The sequence below is a fragment of the Variovorax sp. SG517 genome, from assembly GCF_013376045.1.
Classification (GTDB): Bacteria; Pseudomonadota; Gammaproteobacteria; order Burkholderiales; family Burkholderiaceae_C; genus Variovorax.
Map to the genome: position 1 here is coordinate 83,048 of NZ_JABMJG010000010.1, position 17,876 is coordinate 100,923.

Here is a 17,876-nt window from a genome sequence, read left to right on the forward strand (position 1 = left end):
GTGGTTTCAGGCCTGCGCCACGGCCGGCGTCTTGTCGCCGAGCAGCACCAGCTCTTCGCGCAGGGTCTGCGCGAGCGCGGCGATGGCGGTGTCGATCTCGTCGACGCTGGCCGTCACGAACGACAGGCGCAGCGTGCGCGGATCGCCTTCGCCGGCGTAGAAGGGCGCGCCCGGCACGAAGGCCACGTTGCGCTCCACCGCCTTGGGCAGCAGCTTCACGGTGTCCACGCCCTCGGGCAGGCGCGCCCACAGGAACATGCCGCCCTTGGGCGCGTTGAACTTCACGTCCAGGCCGGCCATCTCGCGCTTGAGGGCGGCCATCATTGCGTCGCGCTGGCGCTTGTAGAGGGCGCGGATGGTGGGCACATGGCGGTCGAGGAACCCGTCCTTCATCACCGCCGAGACCATGCGCTGCGTGAAGATCGGCGTGTGCAGGTCGACGGCCTGCTTGGCCTGCAGCAGCTTCGGGTAGATGGACTTGGGCGCCACCAGGAAGCCCAGGCGCAGGCCGGGGGCCAGCACCTTCGAGAACGAGCCCAGGTAGATCACGCCCTCGGGGTTGCGCGCGGCCAGCGGCAGCGGAGGGGCTTCGTCGAACCAGAGTTCGCCGTAGGGGTTGTCTTCCACGATGGGCAGGCCGGCGGTGGCAGCGGCGGCCGAGACGGCGGCGCGGCGCTCTTCCGTCATGGTGCGGCCGGTGGGGTTCTGGAAGTTGGGCAGCAGGTAGATGAAGCGCGCGTCCTTCGCCTTGGCCACGAGGTCGTCGACGAGCACGCCCTCGTCGTCGCTGGCCACGCCCACCGGGTGCGGCTCCATCGGGCCGAAAGCCTGCAGCGCGCCGAGGTAGGTGGGCGTCTCCACCAGCACCTTGTTGCCCGGATCGATCAGCACCTTGGCCACCAGGTCGAGGCCTTGCTGCGAGCCGGTGGTGATGAGCACCTGCGAGGCATCGACGTCCCACGGCAGCATGTCGGCCACCGCCTGGCGCAGCGGCGCGTAGCCTTCGCTGGCCGCGTACTGCAGCGCGGCCTGGCCGTCGTTGTGCAGCACCTCGGCGCAGGCGTCGGCGAAAGCCTGGATCGGGAAGGTCTTGGGCGAGGGCAGGCCGCCGGCCAGGCTGATGATGCCGGGGCGCTCGGTGACCTTGAGGATTTCACGCAGCACCGAGGGATTCATCTTGGCGGCGCGGGCGGCGAGTTTCCAGTTCATGGCTTTCTTCTTTCAGGCGTGAGGTGGGATTCGGATGAATGAGGGTAACGGCGAAGGCGGGATTCAGTCCGCCGCGATGTCGCCACGGTATGCGACATGGATTTTGTTGCCGTCGGGGTCGCGCAGGTAGGCGCCGTAATAGCCATGGCCATAGAGTGGGCGTGGGCCGGGCGGGCCTTCGTCGCGGCCGCCGTGGCGCAGGGCCGCCTCGTGGGCGGCATTCACGGCGTCGGCCGAGGCCGCGCGGAACGCGACCATGCTGCCGTTGCCGACGCTGGCGGGTTCACCATCCAGCGGGATGTACGCGTAGAAGCGCGGCAGCGCCTGCCCGGGCACGATCCAGCAGGCCGCAGCGGGGCCGCCGTCGGGCGTGACCGGACGGCGCTCGAGCCCGAGCGGGGCGAGCAGCGCGTCGTAGAACGCGGCGGCGCGCGGCAGGTCGGTGCAGCCGACGGTGACGTGGCTGAACATCAGCGGCTCCTTCCCGTGCGGACTGCGCCGGCGGGCAGCGAGGCTGCGGCCGAAGCGGCCGGCGGCTGCGACAGGCGCTTGCCGATGACCACCGTCGCCACCACGGCGACCGCGAAGGCCAGCGTGACCACGTCCAGCGGCTCGCCCAGGATCGGAATCGAGGCCAGGATCGACAGGAAGGGCTGCAGCAGCTGCGTCTGGCTCACGCGCAGCGCGCCGCCCAAGGCCAGGCCGCGGTACCAGGCGAAGAAGCCGATCCACATCGAGAACATGCCGACGTAGACGAAGCCCAGCCAGGAGGTGGTGGCGATCGGCTGCGTGGGCCACAGCGCGAGCGTGGCCGGCAGCGTGACGGGCAGCGCCATCACGCACACCCAGCAGATCACGCGCTCGGCACCCAGCGATGGCGTGACCTGCGCGCCGTAGATGTAGCCCAGGGAGGCGGCGATGACCGCGCCCACCAGCAGCAGGTCGGCCCATTCGAAGCCGAAGCTGTGTCCGCCCTGGCTCGCGCGCAGCACCGAGAACACCACCACCAGCAGGCTGCCCGCGACGGCGCAGAGCCAGAAGCCCAGCCGCGCGCGCTGGTGCAGCACCCAGGCCGCGACGGCAGCCGTGACCAGCGGCAGCAGTGCGGTCACCACCGCCGCATGGCTGGCCGTGACCACGCGCAGCGCGTAGGCCAGCAGCAGCGGGAACCCGATAGCGTTGCCCAGCACTGCCACGCCCAGCGGCTTCCACTGGTGCGGCGCCGGACGCGGCGAGCGCGTGACCAGCAGGAAGACGGCCGACAGCACGCCCGCCAGCGCGGCGCGCCCGAGGGTGACGAACCACGGCGACAGCTGCGGCGCGTCCTGCGAGCCGGTGGCCAGGCGCGTCATCGGCAGCGTGATGGCGAACATCGCCACACCCACCACGCCCAGCCACATGCCGAGAGTTTCGTCCTTGATGCTCCTCATACGCCTGCCATCCACCAGGCGGTGAGCACCAGCACGAGCCCCATTGCGCGGTTGAACCACAGCAGCCGCGAGCCCTTGGCCAGCCAGTCGCGCAGCATGGCGCCGACCAGCGCATAGGCGAAGTTGCTGACGAAGGCATAGGCCAGCATCACCGGCGCCACGATCGCGAAGCGGTGCAGCGCGTCGGGCTGCCCGGCGATCCAGCCGGCCACCAGCGTGAGCGCCAGCAGCCAGGCCTTGATGTTCACGAACTGCAGCATCACGCCCTGGCCAAAGCCAACCGACAGGCTCTTGCCGTCGGCCCTGCCGAGCGTGGCGCTCCCGCTGAGCTTGTACGCGAGCCACAGCAAATAGCCGATGCCCAGCGCCTTGATGGCCAGCCGCAGCGAAGGCACCGCCACCACCAGCGCGCCGATGCCCGCGGCGCACAGCGCCAGCAACAGCGTCCAGCCCACCGGCACCGCGACCACGAAGCGCATGGCGCGCGGCAGGCCGCCGTTGGCCGCCAGGGCGGTGGAAAGCGTGGTGTTGGGGCCGGGCGAGAAGCTCATCGCCGTGGCCAGCACCAGCAGCGCGGTGAATTCTTGCCAGTTCATGACACACACTCTAAACTTGCGACCATTACAGTTCCAGTACAGATGATCGAACAATCAGGCAATCTGTATTGGTCACCCCTTCGACACAGAAGCCAGGGAAACCGGCACAGCCCGGACGACGAATGCTCACACGCACCTCCACACAGTCGCTGACGGGGCAGCTCGCCGACCGCTTGGCCGAGCGCATCCGTACCCGGCTGCTGCCGCCGGGCGCGCGCCTGCCCTCGGTGCGCGAATGCGCGCGGCAGCAGGGCGTGAGCCCGTACACCGTGGTTGCGGCCTACGACCAGCTGCTGGCGCAGGGGCTGGTCGAGGCCCGGCGGCAGCGCGGCTTCTACGTTCGCGACTCCGCCCCGGCGCAGGACGCCCGCTCGGCGAACGGCGGCGACGCCAACGGCGCGATGGGCGTGCCCGCCGCGATCGCGGTGCAGATGATGGCCTCGCGCGTGCCGGCCGACGCCAGCTCGCTGATCCGCAGCATGTTCCATCGCCCGAGCGACAAGCCGCAGCCGGGCATGGGCGTGTTCCCGCCCGACTGGATGGCGTCGACCTTCATGCCCACGGCCGTGCGGCGCATGACCAATACAGCCGCGCTGCAGGAGCTCTCTCTGCAGTACGGCGAGCCGGCCGGCGACATGAGCCTGCGGCGCAGCCTCTCGCAGAAGCTGGTGGGCATCAACGTGCCGGCCTCGCCCGACCAGATCGTGACCACCGTCGGCGCCACGCACGCGCTGGACATCGTGAGCCGCACGCTGCTGCGGGCGGGTGATCCGGTGATGGTCGAGGAGCCGGGCTGGGCGCTGGAGTTCGCACGGCTGGAGGCGCTGGGCATGCGCATCCTGCCGGTGCCGCGCCGCGCCGACGGGCCCGACCTGGAAGTGATGGCGCAATATTGCAAGCTGCACAGCCCCAAGCTCTTCGTCAGCGTGAGCGTGCTGCACAACCCCACGGGCTACAGCCTCACGCCGGGCAGCGCGCACCGCGTGCTCAAGCTGGCCAACGAATACGACTTCCACATCGTCGAGGACGACACCTACAGCCACCTCGCGCCCGAGCACGCCACGCGGCTGAGCGCGCTCGACGGACTGCAGCGCACCATCTACGTCAGCGGCTTCGCGAAGATCCTGGCGCCCAACTGGCGCATCGGCTTCCTGGCCGCGCCGCCCGACCTGAAGGAGCGGCTGCTCGAGACCAAGCTGCTGGCCACGCTGACCTCGCCCACGCTGTTCGAGCGGGCCTTGTCGTGGTGCATCGACCAGGGGCAGCTGCGCCGGCATTCCGAGCGCGTGCGCATCCGGCTCGACGGGGCGCGGGGGCGGGCGGTGAAGCTGGCCATGGCGCACGGCTGCACCTTCGCCTCGGAGCCGGCGGGGCTCTTCGGCTGGGTCGACACGGGCGTGGACACCGACGCGCTCACGCAGCGCATGCTCGACCAGGGCTACCTGCTGGCGCCCGGGTCGCTCTTCCATGCCCGCCGGCCGCCGAGCACCATGATGCGGATCAACTTCGCGACCTCGCAGGACGCGGCTTTCTGGAAGGTGTTCAGCAAGGTGCGAAGCGAAGTCTGACGGACCCGAAAGGGCGCGAAAAGCCCGGAGGCTTGGAGTAAGCTGGCAGCACAAGAAAACCCATACCCAGCACCCAGGAGACCTCCCGCATGAGCACCGCCAGCAAGCCCTTCGACTTCAGCCAGTTCGTTCCCGGATTCGACTTCCTGAAGAACCTCGCCGGCGGCGCGGCGTCGGGGAGCGGTTCGATCCCGGGCATCGCGAGCTGGGTGGCGCCCACGCTGAGCGTGGAGGAGGTCGACAAGCGCATCCAGGAACTCAAGACCGTGCAGTACTGGCTCGAGCAGAACGGACATGCGCTCAAGGCCACCATCCAGGCACTGGAAGTGCAGAAGATGACGCTGTCGACGCTGCGCGGCATGAACGTGCGCATGGAAGACATCGCCAGTGCATTCACCAGGCAGGCAGCCGCGATGGCCCCCGCGCCGGCACCCGCGGCGGCGGCAGCCCCGGAGCCCGAACCCGAGCTCGAGGAGATCGAGGAAGAGGACGAGGCCCCTGAAGAAGAAGCGCCGGCGCCCAGCAAGCCGCGCCGCAAGCCGGCCGCGGCCAAGGCTAAAGCCGGGTCGACCGATGGCGCGGGCGTGGTCGATCCGATGCAGTGGTGGGGCTCGCTCACCGAACAGTTCCAACAGATCGCGAGCACGGCGCTGCAGGACGCGGCCCAGCTGAAGGTGCCGGCCATGGCCCAGCCGCTGGCCGACGCGGTCGGCTCGGTCATCGGCAGCAAGCCGGCGGCGGCCCGCAAGCCCGCCCCTGCCGCGAAGAAAGCTGCGGCGCCGGCCGCGAAGAAGAAGGCGTCGACCGCCGCGCGCAAGCGAACCTCCGCGCGACGCTGACGTCATACACACATCCATTTCCTGAAGAACGGGTTGGCACGCATCATGAAGTTGTTTCCCTCCGGCCATGCCACCCATCCGCAATGGCGAATGGCGGCGGGCCTCGTGCTCGCCCAGCTGCGGGCGCAGATGGCGCTGCCCGACTACGCCTCCGCGCCCACGCTGGGGCTGCTCTACATCACCGACCACTACGCGAACGACGCGCAGGACATCCTCGACCACCTGAGCGCCGAACTGCCCGAGGTGACCGACTGGTCGGGCACCGTCGGCATCGGCGTGTCGGCCAACAACGCCGAGTATTTCGACGAACCCGGCATGACGCTCATGCTCTGCGCGCTGCCGAGCGACCAGTACCGTGTGTTCTCCGGCGTCGCGCCGCTGGGTAATTCGGAAATGAGCGGCTTCGAGGCGCACACGGCGCTGGTGCACGCCGACCCCGCCACGCCCGACCTCGCCGAGCTGATCGGCGAGATGGCCGGGCGCACCGACACGGGCTACCTGTTCGGCGGACTCTCGTCGGGACGCGGCGGCGCGCTGCAGTTCGCCGTCGGCGGGAACGGCAACATCCGCGGGCACGGCGCGGCGGGCGGCGTGTTCTCGGGCGGGCTTTCGGGTGTGGTCTTCGGCGAGGGCGTGCGGCTGGTGTCGCGCGTCACCCAGGGCTGCCAGCCGCTGCGCTCGGGCGCGGTGCGCGAACGCGAGATTACCGAGGCCGACGGCAACCTGCTGCTCAAGCTCGACGGCGAACCCGCCCTCGACGTGCTGCTGACCGACCTGCAGGTGTCGCTCGAACGCCCGCAGGAGGCCATCGACGCGGTGCGCAACACCCTCGTCGGCCTGGCCGAAGCCGGCAGCGATGGCATCCGCCGCACCGGCGACCTGGGCGCCGACGTGCTCGTGCGCCACATCATCGGGCTCGACCCCACGCGGCGCGGCATCGCCATCGCCGACACTGCCGAGGCAGGCATGCGCCTGACCTTCTGCCGCCGAAACGCCCAGGCCGCGCGCGCCGACCTGATGCGCATCTGCGCCGAGATCCGCGAGGAACTGGAGCCTGAAGAGCAGACGCTGGCTACAGCCCGCGCCGTGGCGGCAGGCGAGGCCGAAGCCGCGCCGCATCCGGCACGACGCATCGCGGGGGCCGTGTACGTGAGCTGCTCCGGCCGCGGCGGCCCGCACTTCGGCGCGCCGGGGGCGGAACTGCAGATCGTGCGCCACGCGCTGGGCGATGTGCCGCTGGTGGGTTTCTTCGCCGCGGGCGAGATCGCGCGGCACCATCTGTATGGGTATACCGGGGTGTTGACGGTTTTCACGGCGCCGGATTGACTCGGGGCTGACGTAAAAAAGCGACGGGCGGGTTTCCGGTGAAAGCATGCGTCACTAGAATCCGCCCGCTTTCTTGAATCTCTGCTGCTGCAAGAAAGAGCCAACCGCGCATCGTCAGCGAGCGCGGGTGATCTCTTTCGCCTCTCCACGCAAAGTGCGACGAGGCAGGAAGCCGACACGGTTTCCGCAATGGAACAGCAGCCATGAGCGACCTTCGTTTCTCGAGACTCCAGCGTGCCTTCTCGCGCGCCGGCATCGCCGTCGACTACCGCGACGGCATCTACCACCTGCACCACGAGGCCTCGCAGGCCACGGTGCTCCTGCCGCCCAGCCTTCCTCTGGAAGAGAAGGCGGTGAACCAGTTGCTGGCATTCGCCAGCGTGCGCTCGCCCGACGGCGAGAAGGGCGTGTGCAAGGCCTGCGCGACGCCCGACTTCCACCCGGGCTCCGTCGCGCCCGTCGGCAGCGTCGTCGCGACCGATCCCGACTTCGTCATTCCCGCGGCGGTGGGCACCGACATCAACTGCGGCATGCGGCTGCTGACCACCGGGCTCACGCTCGACCAGGTGGCTCCGCACAAGACGAGGCTGGTGGAGCGGCTCACGCGCAGCCTGCTCGACAACGGCCGCGACGTGCCGGTGCACACGACGGCGTTCAAGGCGCTGTTCGACGTGGGCCCGTCGGCCTTCCTTGAGGCGGTGCGCAACGGCGGGCTGTGGTCTTACTGCGACCGCGACCGGTTGCAGGCCGAGCTCGACGCCTGCATCGGCCTGGCGACATTCGGCGGCAGCGCGCGGCATGCTCCAGAGGCCTACACCGGCGTCCGCCACGAGGTGTTCCGCGACCCCTGCCTGGGCACGCCGGGAAGCGGCAACCATTTCGTGGAGCTGCAGGTGGTGGACCATGTGATGGACCGCCATGAGGCCTATCGCGCCGGCCTGAAGTCAGGGGACGTGGTCGTGATGATCCACAGCGGCTCGCGCGACATCGGGTTCCATGTGGGCGGCCGCTGGATGGACCGCGCCCGCGACGAATGGCCCAAGGGGCTGCGTCATCCGAAAAGCGGCCTGTATGGCCTGGCGGGCCCTCTGGCCGACGAATATCTGGAGGCCATGGGAGTTGCGGCGCGCTATGCATGGGCGAACCGGGTCGTGCTGGCCGAGTTGGTGCGCAAGGACTTTGCAGAGTTGCTCGGCGCGACGTCGTCCAGGCTCGTGGTGGACGTGCCGCACAACGTCGTGCTGCGGGAACACGGTATGAACATCCACCGCAAGGGAGCGACGCCGGCGAATGCGGGCGACCTGGCGCTGATCCCCGGCTCGATGGGCGACTACTCGTATCTGGCCTCCGGACTCGGACATGAAGACTGGCTCTGGTCATGCAGCCATGGCGCCGGCCGGCGGATGCGCCGGCAGCAGGTGCGCGCGATGCGGCCCGCGCCCGCCGACCACCAGGCCAGCTGGCAATGCGTGACCTTGCGCGAGGAGCGCCGGATCGAGGAGGCGCCGCAGGCCTACAAGCCCATCGGCGAGGTGATCGACGCGCAGGAGCGCGCCGGGCTGATCCATTGCGCGGTGCGGCTCCGGCCCTGGATCACGTTCAAGGCGTGATCCAGGAATTGCCGGCTCGTCAGCCCAGCGCGGGCTGCGGAACGCGCGGCTTGGGCGCCGGCATCCCCGTGAACGCGAAATCGACCTCCGGCTCCAGCCCGCTCACGATCCGCGCGATCGACTTGCCCGAACCGCAGGCGTGCGTCCAGCCCAGGGTGCCGTGGCCGGTGTTGAGGAACAGGTTCGGCAGCTTTGTCTTGCCGATCAGCGGCACGTTGCTCGGCGTGGCCGGGCGCAGGCCGGTCCAGAACTGGGCCTGGGTGGTGTCGCCGGCGCCAGGGAAGAGCTCCTCGACGCGGCGCACGATGGCTTCGCAGCGCACGCGGTTCAGGTCGCGGTCGTAGCCATTGAGCTCGGCCGTGCCGGCGATGCGCAGGCGGTCGCCCGAAGCCGAGGTGTAGCGCGAGAAGACGAGCTTGAATTCATCGTCGGTCAGCGAGACTTGGTGCGCCTTCGAGGCGTCCTTGACGGGCAGCGTCACCGAGTAGCCCTTCGCAGGGTAGATCGGCAGCCGGATGCCCAGCGGCGCTGCGTACAGCGGGCTCAGCGAACCCATCGCCAGCACGAAGGCGTCGCCGCGGATGCGCTGGAAGCGGCCTTCGCTGTCGGTGGCCTCGACGTGGTCGATGCTGCCGCCGGCTTCGCGCAGCGCGGTGACGGTGTGGCTCATCAGGAACTTCACGCCCGCGGCGGCGGCCAGCCCGACGAGTTCGCGGGCGAAGCGGTTAGCGTCGCCGGACTCGTCCTCGGCCGTATAGGTGGCGCCGGCCAGCTTCGGGCGGATGTGGGCGAGGGCGGGCTCGATCTTCACGGCCTCGTCGGCCGAGATGACCTGGCGCTCGCAGCCCAGGGCGCGCATCTGCTCGGCGGGCTCGAGGGCGCCGTCGAACTCCTTCTGCGTCGTGTAGAAGTGGAGGATGCCCTGGGTGCGCTGGTCGTAGCTGAGACCGGTGTCGCGGCGCAACTGTTGCAACATCGAGCGGCTGTATGTGCCCAGACGAACGATCTGTTCGATGTTGTGGCGAGTGCGCGCCGGCGTGCATTCGCGCAGGAACTGCAGGCCCCAGAGCCACTGGCGCATGTCGGCTCGCATGCGGAAGAGCAGCGGGGCGTCTTCCTTGCCCAGCCATTGCAGCACCTTCAGCGGCGCGCTGGGGTTGGCCCAGGGTTCGGCATGGCTGACGGAGATCTGCCCGCCGTTGGCGAAGCTGGTTTCGGCGGCCGGGGTGGCCTGCCGGTCGATCACGGTCACTTCGTGGCCGAGTTGCTGGAGGTAGTAAGCCGAGGTCACGCCGAGCAGGCCGGCGCCGAGAACGATCACGCGCATTTCAGGTACCTTTGAGGTTGCAGCGCTTGAACGGCGGGCATTGATTGCTATCGAATGAATAGCAAAAGCAACCGGACGACCGCAGTCCAAGTTGCCGCTCCCCCTGTCCTCGGTACCTGAGAGATTCACCCGCTGCGCCCGCAGAGGGTTTGCTCCTTCGGTGCGCCACATGGCGTGGCGGCTCTCCAGACGGCGTTTCAGTTGGTGCAGTACAGGCCCTTGCGAGGCCGACCTGAGCGTTTATGGGAGTTTGCGCCTTCGGTAGGGCCACCGGGGTGGCCCGCTCTCCTGCAGTGGGGCGATTGTAGGCGGAGCCTGCACGGGCGCCAACCTCTGGATTCTCTCCCTTGGGCCAATGGGATAATCACCTGTTGATTTGCCGCAGGGCGATCGTTCCACATAACTGCAGGGGACTTCATGATCCTGGTTACCGGCGGCGCTGGCTTCATTGGCGCCAATTTCGTACTCGACTGGATCGCGAACAGCGACGAGCCCGTCGTCAATCTCGACAAGCTGACCTACGCCGGCAACCTCGAGACCCTCGCGTCGCTCAAGGGCAACCCGAAGCACATCTTCGTGCAGGGCGACATCGGCGACAGCGCCCTGATCGACCGCCTGCTCGCCGAGCACAAGCCCCGCGCCGTGGTGAACTTCGCCGCCGAGTCGCATGTGGACCGCTCGATCCACGGCCCCGAAGACTTCGTGCAGACCAACGTGCTCGGCACCTTCCGGCTGCTCGAATCGGTGCGCGGCTTCTGGAGCGCGCTGCCGGCCGACCAGAAGTCGGCCTTCCGCTTCCTGCACGTGTCGACCGACGAGGTCTACGGTTCGCTCTCCAAGACCGACCCGGCCTTCACCGAAGAGAACAAGTACGAGCCCAACAGCCCGTATTCGGCCAGCAAGGCCGCCAGCGACCACCTCGTGCGCGCCTGGCACCACACCTACGGCCTGCCGGTGCTGACCACCAACTGCTCGAACAACTACGGCCCCTTCCACTTCCCCGAGAAGCTGATCCCCCTGATGATCGTCAACGCTCTGGCCGGCAAGAGCCTGCCCGTGTACGGCGACGGCATGCAGGTGCGCGACTGGCTCTACGTGAAGGACCACTGCAGCGCCATCCGCCGTGTGCTCGAAGCCGGCAAGCTCGGCGAGACCTACAACGTGGGCGGCTGGAACGAGAAGCCCAACATCGAGATCGTCAACACCGTGTGCGCCCTGCTCGATGAGCTGCGCCCCCGCGCCGACGGCAAGCCGTACAAGGAACAGATCACCTACGTCACCGACCGTCCCGGCCACGACCGCCGCTATGCCATCGACGCGCGCAAGCTCGAGCGCGAACTCGGCTGGAAGCCCGCCGAAACCTTCGACACCGGCATCCGCAAGACCGTCGAGTGGTACCTCGCGAACAGCGAGTGGGTGCGCAACGTGCAAAGCGGCGCGTACCGCGAGTGGGTCGAGAAGCAGTACGACGCGAAGGCTGCGGCATGAAGCTGCTGCTGCTGGGCAAGGGCGGACAGGTCGGCTGGGAACTGCAGCGCAGCCTGGCGCCGCTGGGTGAACTGGTCGCGCTCGATTTCGACAGCACCGATTTCCACGCGGACTTCAGCCGGCCCGAAGAGCTCGCCGACACGGTGCTCAAGGTGCGCCCCGACGTGATCGTCAATGCAGCGGCGCACACCGCCGTCGACAAGGCCGAGAGCGAACCCGAGTTCGCGCGCAAGCTCAACGCCACGTCGCCCGGCGTCGTGGCCGAAGCGGCCCAGAAGATCGGCGCGCTGATGGTGCATTACTCGACCGACTACGTCTTCGACGGCAGCGGCACCACGCCGTGGAAGGAAGACGACGCGACCGGCCCGCTCAGCGTCTACGGCAGCACCAAGCTCGAAGGCGAGCAACTGGTGGCCCGGCACTGCGCCAGGCACCTGATCTTCCGCACCAGCTGGGTGTACGCCGCGCGCGGAGGCAACTTCGCCAAGACCATGCTGCGGCTGGCCAGGGAGCGCGACAAGCTGACCGTCATCGACGACCAGTTCGGTGCCCCCACCGGCGCGGAGCTGCTGGCCGACGTGACGGCGCACGCCATCCGCGCGACGCTGCAGGATCCCTCCAAGGTCGGCCTCTATCACGCGATCGCCGGTGGCGAGACGACGTGGTACGGCTACGCGCGCTTCGTGCTCGAAATGGCGCAGCAGGCCGGCGTCGAACTCAAGGCCGGGCCCGGCGCCGTCGAGGCCGTGCCGACCAGCGCGTTCCCGACGCCCGCGAAGCGCCCGCACAACTCGCGCCTCGACACCAGCAAGCTGCAGACCGCGTTTGGACTGCGCCTGCCGCCTTGGCAGGAAGGCGTCGCGCGCATGCTGCGCGAAATCCTTTGAATCCCACGAGAAGAGAAAGCATGACCAAGACGACGCAACGCAAGGGCATCATCCTGGCCGGCGGTTCGGGCACGCGCCTGCATCCCGCGACCCTGGCGATCAGCAAACAGCTGCTGCCGGTGTATGACAAGCCGATGATCTACTACCCGCTCAGCACGCTCATGCTGGGTGGCATGCGCGACATCCTGATCATCAGTACCCCGCAGGACACGCCGCGCTTCCAGCAGCTGCTGGGGGACGGCAGCCAGTGGGGCATCAATCTGCAGTACGCGGTGCAGCCGAGCCCGGACGGGCTCGCGCAAGCCTTCATCATCGGCGACAAGTTCGTCGGCAATTCGCCGAGCGCGCTGGTGCTGGGCGACAACATCTATTACGGGCACGACTTCGTGCACCTGCTGGCCGATGCGGATGCGAAGACTTCGGGTGCCACCGTGTTCGCCTATCACGTCCAGGATCCGGAGCGCTACGGCGTCGTTGCGTTCGACGGCAATGGCAAGGCGAGCAGCATCGAGGAGAAGCCGCTGAAGCCCAAGAGCAGCTATGCGGTGACCGGCCTCTACTTCTATGACAACCAGGTGGTGGATATTGCCAAGGCGGTGAAGCCGAGCGCGCGCGGCGAGCTTGAGATCACCGCCGTCAATCAGGCGTACCTGGACCGCGATCAGCTCAATGTGCAGATCATGCAGCGCGGCTATGCCTGGCTCGATACCGGGACGCACGACAGCTTGCTGGAAGCGGGGCAGTTCATTGCTACGCTGGAGCATCGGCAGGGGTTGAAGATTGCGTGTCCGGAAGAGATTGCGTGGCGCAATGGGTTCATCACGGGCGAGCAGCTCGAGAGGCTTGCGGCGCCGCTGGCCAAGAGTGGGTACGGCAAGTACCTGAAGCATCTACTCGGTGAGGAGGTTCGTTCGTGAAGGCGACACCGACCGCGATTCCCGATGTGCTGGTTATCGAGCCGAAGGTTTTCGGCGATGCACGAGGTTTCTTCTACGAGAGTTTCAACGGCAAGGCCTTCGACGAGGCTGTGGGCCGGCATGTCGAGTTCGTCCAGGACAATCATTCGCGTTCAGCCAAGGGTGTCTTGCGCGGATTGCACTATCAGCTGGCGCAGACTCAGGGCAAGCTGGTGCGCGTAGCGCGTGGCGCCGTGTTCGATGTGGCCGTGGACACTCGCCGCTCCTCATCGACTTTCGGCCAGTGGGTGGGCGTCGAGCTCACGGAAGACAACCACAAGCAATTGTGGGTGCCCGAAGGTTTTGCGCACGGTTTCCTGGTACTTAGCGAATCAGCGGATTTCCTTTACAAGACCACTGACTACTACGCGCCAGCGCACGAACGGGCCATCCGCTGGGACGACAAGACCATAGGTATCCGGTGGCCCGACATCGGGATTGCACCGATCCTCTCCGCGAAGGATCTGGCGGGGCAATCGATAGACCAGGCGGAGCTTTTCGAGAACTGATGTCCTTGCCGCGCTTTGCGTGCTGATTGAATGAGCTTGTTGATGGGGAATGAACAAAGATGACTGATATGGCGGAATTTGAGAAAAATTTACGTGGCCGCCGGGTTTTTGTGACGGGCCACACCGGTTTCACGGGTGGATGGGCCTGCCTGTGGCTGCAGTCGATCGGGGCTATCGTCGAAGGTTATTCGCTGCCGCCGGAGACAACGCCCTCGCTGTTTGCCGCAGCCGGGCTTGAGAAAGATGTGCCGGGTACGCTGGGCGACATCGTCGACTACGAGCGGCTCCTCGCCGCGATGCAGGCTTTCAAACCCGAGTTGGTCCTTCACCTCGCCGCGCAACCGCTGGTGCGTCGTTCGTATCGCGAGCCACTGAGGACGTTCCTGGTCAACGCTCAGGGCACAGCGCATGTGCTTGAAGCGGCCCGTGTCACGGGCGGTGTGCGTGGCGTGGTCTGCGTGACCACGGACAAGGTCTATCGCAACAACGAGTGGCCGTGGCCCTATCGGGAGAACGACCCGCTGGGAGGCAAGGATCCCTACAGCGCTTCGAAGGCTTCTGCCGAGATGGTGATCCAGAGCTATGCCGCGTCCTACCCCTTCGCCGAGGGCAAGGGGCCTGCGATCGCCACGGCGCGTGGCGGCAACATAGTCGGCGGTGGCGACTGGTCCGAGGATCGGCTCATTCCCGATTTCGTTCGCAGCGTCGTGAACGCGACGCCGCTCACGCTGCGCTACCCGCAGGCCACGAGGCCATGGCAGCACGTACTGGCGCTTGTCCATGGCTATCTGCTGTTGATGTCCAAGCTGATCGGCCCGAATCCACAGGACGCCGCGCGGGCCTGGAACCTCGGGCCGCACGATCCGAAGCAGTATTCGGTACGCGAAGTGCTGGAATTGATGAGCGATGAGTGGCAGCGTCCGCCGCTCGAATTCATGGACAACCCGCTTCCCGAAGCCGGTGCGTTGGCGCTCGACAGTTCGCTTGCCCACAATCTCCTTGGCTGGGTGCCGGCATGGGACACGCATCGCGTGGCGCGGGAGACGGCCGCCTGGTACCGCAAGTACTACGAAGCACCGCACGCCGCGAAAGACATCACTCTTGCTCAGATCGATGCCTGGCGCGGGGATATTCGCGAATGATGTATCTCGTCGGTGGGCGAGGACGCCTGGGTCAGGCGGTCTGCGCGTCCCGCCCGTATGGTGAGTCCACGTTGCTGGATCGCACTGTCTATGAAGGCTGGTGGCGGCCTGGGGCCGCCGATCTGGTGGAGCGGTTCTTCAGTGCGGCTCCGTCGAAGTCGGTGGTGCTGGTCTCCGCGGGACTGCTGGATCCGGCGCTGTCCGCAACCGAGCATCGCCAGGTCAACGTCGATCTGCCCAAGCGGATCATCGAGGGCGCATGCAGGGCGGGCATGCGTGTCGTGACATGCGGCACCGTGATGGAGCGATTGACTCGGCATCCGAACCCGTACATCGCAAGCAAGGCAGAACTGGGATTGTTTGCGCAAGAACGCGCGACAGCCGGTGACGACGTGCTGCATCTGCAAATCCATACGCTCTATGGCGGCGGGGCGCCTGCACCATTCATGTTTCTGGGGCAACTCTTTGATGCATTGCGTCACGATCGCCCGTTCGAGATGTCGCCGGGCCGGCAATTGCGCGAGTACCATCATGTCGAAGACGAGGCGGCTGCCTTGAATGCCTTGCTCGATGCGGGTGTGACGGGCGTGGTGCCCTTGAGCCATGGCGCGCCGGTTACGCTGGCGGAACTGGCCACTCATGTATTCGATGCCGTGGGCCGGCTGGATCTGTTGCGCATCGGAGCACGCCCCGAGCCACCCGATGACAACTACGCCACGATCCTGCCGAGGCCGCGATTGCTCGGACAGGTCGATTTCCGGCCGGCATTGCAGGGCGTGGCAGCCTATGTTCAGGCCCAACTATCAGAATTGCAGAAGAAGCAAGCATGAACGGAGGTAATCATTTGTCCGCAACGAGACCTCTCGTGTCCATTGCCATTCCGGTGCTCAACGAGGCGGGCAATCTCGAGGCTTTGTACGCCCGATTGGTCGCTCTCGGGGAGCGCATGGCCGACCGATGCGACCTCGAGTTCGTCTTCACCGACAACCACTCGGAAGACGACACTTGGCCAATGCTTGCGAAACTGGCTGAAAAGGACAGTCGCGTACGGGCATTGAGGTTTTCGCGCAATTTCGGATTCCAGAGTTCGATCCTCGCCAACTACCTGCACGCGCGTGGCGATGCTGTCATGCAGATCGACGCCGACCTGCAGGATCCCCCTGAGATGCTGGAGGAGTTCTTCGCACTCTGGCAGCAGGGGTTCCACGTGATCTATGGCATCCGGCGCAAGCGGCGCGAGGGCATGCTGATGAACCTGATCCGCAAATGCGGCTACTGGGTCATCGACAGGGTCAGCGAGCATCCAATTCCTCGCGATGCAGGGGACTTCCGCCTAGTCGATCGCGCTGTGATCGAGGCCATAGCTAAATCGCGCACCAGCAATCCCTACCTTCGCGGGATGATCGCCGGCATGGGCTTCAACCAGACCGGTATTGCGTACGATCGCGATGCACGGACTGTCGGTGAGAGCAAGTTCAACGTCATGCGCTTGATGCGCCTGGGGTTGACGGCCGTCTTCAATCATTCGACGGTGCCGCTTCGGATGGCGTCCTTCCTGGGCGTCGTCATCCTTCTTGGATGCCTTGCGGCATCTGTGTATTACATTGCCCTGAGGTTGCTGCAACCAGACCTTCCCCGCGGATTCGTCAGCATCCAGTTGCTGGTCCTCTTTGGCATCGGCCTCAACGCGTTCCTGCTCGGGATCATCGGCGAGTACATCCTGCGGATATATCGCATCCTCCGCGCGGACCCGATCGCCATCGTCGAGCGCAGCCTTAACATGCAACCCAACGATCTCAAGCTTTAGGAACAGATACCCATATGAAAGCAGTCATCCTCGCGGGCGGTCTCGGCACTCGCATTGCAGAAGAATCCGACACCAAGCCGAAGCCGATGGTCGAAATCGGCGGGCGGCCGCTGCTGTGGCACATCATGAAGATCTACGCGCACCATGGCATCAAGGATTTCGTGGTGTGCCTTGGCTACAAAGGCTATGTGATCAAGGAGTTCTTCTTCAACTACTACCGGCACATGTCGGACATGAGCATCGACCTGCGCAACGGCGATCACCAGATCCTCAACAGCCAGGCCGAAGACTGGCGCATCACGCTCGTCGATACCGGTGCGGAAACGATGACCGGCGGTCGCCTCAAGCGGGTTGCGAAGTACCTCGACAACGAGACCTTCTGCCTGACTTATGGCGACGGACTCTCCGATGTGGACATCGGCGCAGAGGTCGAGTTCCACAAACGCCATGGCAAGCTCGCGACGGTGCTGGCGGTGCAACCTCCCGGGCGCTTTGGTGTCCTGAACATCGACGCCAATCAAAAGGTGTCGAGCTTCGAGGAAAAGCCCAGCGATGAAATCGGCTGGATCAATGGCGGCTTCTTCGTCTTGGAACCCAAGGCCATTGATTACGTCGCCGACGACACCACTTCGTGGGAGCGTGCTCCGCTCATGAACATCGCTCGCGATGGTGAACTGGCCGGTTTCCAGCATCACGGATTCTGGCAACCTTGCGATACGCTGCGCGACAAGCGCGAACTCGAAGCGCTCTGGCACAGTGGCAAGGCGCCCTGGCGCACCTGGGAGTGAAGCAACTCCTTCGATTCGCGGCCGTCGGTGTGCTGAACACCGCGGTCGGGTACGCCGTGATCTTCGCCTGCATGTATCTGGCAGGCTTAAGCCCGGTAGCCAGCAACGTCGTTGGCTATGCCTGCGGCCTGGTGGTTTCCTATACCCTCAATAGGACGTTCACGTTCCGCAGCGTTGCGGGCAAGAAGCGGGAGATCGTCCGTTTCCTGTCGATCTTCATGGTGGCCTATCTGGCCAACATTGGAGCACTGATGCTTTTGATCGACCATGTGGGCATGCACAAGGGGTGGGCGCAACTGGTGGCAGGAGCGGTCTACACCGGGCTCTTCTACCTGTTGAGCAAGTATTACGTTTTCGCCGAATCGCATTCGCGAGCAACTGGCCGTTGAGGGTT

18 protein-coding genes and 2 riboswitches are annotated in these 17,876 nt (G+C 66.4%); of the genes, 13 read left to right on the forward strand and 5 right to left on the reverse strand.

Features of this window, described 5'->3' with window-relative positions:
• Positions 1 to 6: 6 nt before the first annotated feature.
• From FHT32_RS27140 to FHT32_RS27155, 4 genes are all read right to left on the reverse strand, one after another.
• Positions 7 to 1,209, reverse strand: coding sequence for a PLP-dependent aminotransferase family protein (locus FHT32_RS27140; RefSeq protein WP_176667676.1), 1,203 nt, complete (start codon positions 1,207 to 1,209; stop codon positions 7 to 9).
• Between the two features lie 63 nt (positions 1,210 to 1,272).
• On the reverse strand, positions 1,273 to 1,680 hold the full coding sequence (locus FHT32_RS27145; protein ID WP_176667677.1) for a VOC family protein: 408 nt from the start codon (positions 1,678 to 1,680) through the stop codon (positions 1,273 to 1,275).
• Entirely contained in the window at positions 1,680 to 2,639 is a 960-nt protein-coding gene (locus FHT32_RS27150; RefSeq protein WP_176667678.1) for a DMT family transporter, read from the reverse strand. Before FHT32_RS27150 ends, FHT32_RS27145 begins: the two co-directional genes overlap by 1 nt.
• Entirely contained in the window at positions 2,636 to 3,235 is a 600-nt protein-coding gene (locus FHT32_RS27155) for a LysE family translocator (RefSeq protein ID WP_176667679.1), read from the reverse strand. The genes FHT32_RS27150 and FHT32_RS27155 overlap by 4 nt, the downstream gene beginning before the upstream one ends.
• A gap of 122 nt (positions 3,236 to 3,357) precedes the next feature.
• On the opposite strand from FHT32_RS27155, the gene FHT32_RS27160 reads away from it, so the two are divergent.
• The 4 genes from FHT32_RS27160 (at position 3,358) to FHT32_RS27175 (ending at position 8,578) form a co-directional block, all read left to right on the forward strand.
• Entirely contained in the window at positions 3,358 to 4,803 is a 1,446-nt protein-coding gene (locus FHT32_RS27160) for a PLP-dependent aminotransferase family protein (protein ID WP_176667680.1), read from the forward strand.
• 89 nt (positions 4,804 to 4,892) lie between these two features.
• The gene (locus FHT32_RS27165; RefSeq protein WP_176667681.1) at positions 4,893 to 5,642 is read left to right on the forward strand and encodes a PhaM family polyhydroxyalkanoate granule multifunctional regulatory protein; all 750 of its coding nucleotides are present in this window, start codon (positions 4,893 to 4,895) and stop codon (positions 5,640 to 5,642) included.
• A gap of 45 nt (positions 5,643 to 5,687) precedes the next feature.
• On the forward strand, positions 5,688 to 6,968 hold the full coding sequence (locus FHT32_RS27170) for an FIST C-terminal domain-containing protein (RefSeq protein WP_176667682.1): 1,281 nt from the start codon (positions 5,688 to 5,690) through the stop codon (positions 6,966 to 6,968).
• Between the two features lie 203 nt (positions 6,969 to 7,171).
• Positions 7,172 to 8,578, forward strand: a complete 1,407-nt coding sequence (locus FHT32_RS27175; RefSeq protein WP_176667683.1) for an RtcB family protein — start codon at positions 7,172 to 7,174, stop codon at positions 8,576 to 8,578.
• A 19-nt stretch (positions 8,579 to 8,597) separates the two neighbouring features.
• On the opposite strand, the gene FHT32_RS27180 is transcribed toward FHT32_RS27175, so the two are convergent.
• Entirely contained in the window at positions 8,598 to 9,905 is a 1,308-nt protein-coding gene (locus FHT32_RS27180; RefSeq protein ID WP_176667684.1) for a D-amino acid dehydrogenase, read from the reverse strand.
• A gap of 93 nt (positions 9,906 to 9,998) precedes the next feature.
• Positions 9,999 to 10,104, reverse strand: a riboswitch (glycine riboswitch).
• 3 nt (positions 10,105 to 10,107) lie between these two features.
• Positions 10,108 to 10,206: riboswitch (glycine riboswitch) on the reverse strand.
• A 116-nt stretch (positions 10,207 to 10,322) separates the two neighbouring features.
• Between FHT32_RS27180 and rfbB the strand changes: the two genes are divergently transcribed.
• From rfbB to FHT32_RS27225, 9 genes are all read left to right on the forward strand, one after another.
• Positions 10,323 to 11,393: a dTDP-glucose 4,6-dehydratase gene (gene rfbB, locus FHT32_RS27185; RefSeq protein ID WP_176667685.1), complete on the forward strand. Its 1,071-nt coding sequence runs from the start codon at positions 10,323 to 10,325 to the stop codon at positions 11,391 to 11,393.
• Positions 11,390 to 12,280 (forward strand): dTDP-4-dehydrorhamnose reductase, encoded by an 891-nt coding sequence (rfbD, locus tag FHT32_RS27190; RefSeq protein ID WP_176667686.1) that lies wholly within the window; start codon positions 11,390 to 11,392, stop codon positions 12,278 to 12,280. Before rfbB ends, rfbD begins: the two co-directional genes overlap by 4 nt.
• 20 nt (positions 12,281 to 12,300) lie before the next feature.
• Entirely contained in the window at positions 12,301 to 13,197 is an 897-nt protein-coding gene (gene rfbA / locus FHT32_RS27195; protein ID WP_176667687.1) for a glucose-1-phosphate thymidylyltransferase RfbA, read from the forward strand.
• Positions 13,194 to 13,745 (forward strand): dTDP-4-dehydrorhamnose 3,5-epimerase, encoded by a 552-nt coding sequence (rfbC, locus tag FHT32_RS27200; RefSeq protein WP_176667688.1) that lies wholly within the window; start codon positions 13,194 to 13,196, stop codon positions 13,743 to 13,745. The genes rfbA and rfbC overlap by 4 nt, the downstream gene beginning before the upstream one ends.
• Before the next feature lie 59 nt (positions 13,746 to 13,804).
• The gene (gene rfbG, locus FHT32_RS27205) at positions 13,805 to 14,887 is read left to right on the forward strand and encodes a CDP-glucose 4,6-dehydratase (RefSeq protein WP_176667689.1); all 1,083 of its coding nucleotides are present in this window, start codon (positions 13,805 to 13,807) and stop codon (positions 14,885 to 14,887) included.
• 71 nt (positions 14,888 to 14,958) lie between these two features.
• Complete coding sequence (locus FHT32_RS27210) at positions 14,959 to 15,717, forward strand: NAD-dependent epimerase/dehydratase family protein (RefSeq protein ID WP_176667690.1); 759 nt, start codon at positions 14,959 to 14,961, stop codon at positions 15,715 to 15,717.
• Between the two features lie 35 nt (positions 15,718 to 15,752).
• Positions 15,753 to 16,694, forward strand: a complete 942-nt coding sequence (locus tag FHT32_RS27215) for a glycosyltransferase family 2 protein (RefSeq protein WP_371132260.1) — start codon at positions 15,753 to 15,755, stop codon at positions 16,692 to 16,694.
• A 14-nt stretch (positions 16,695 to 16,708) separates the two neighbouring features.
• Complete coding sequence (rfbF, locus tag FHT32_RS27220) at positions 16,709 to 17,482, forward strand: glucose-1-phosphate cytidylyltransferase (RefSeq protein WP_176667691.1); 774 nt, start codon at positions 16,709 to 16,711, stop codon at positions 17,480 to 17,482.
• Positions 17,479 to 17,871 (forward strand): GtrA family protein, encoded by a 393-nt coding sequence (locus FHT32_RS27225; RefSeq protein ID WP_176667692.1) that lies wholly within the window; start codon positions 17,479 to 17,481, stop codon positions 17,869 to 17,871. Before rfbF ends, FHT32_RS27225 begins: the two co-directional genes overlap by 4 nt.
• Positions 17,872 to 17,876: the final 5 nt, after the last annotated feature.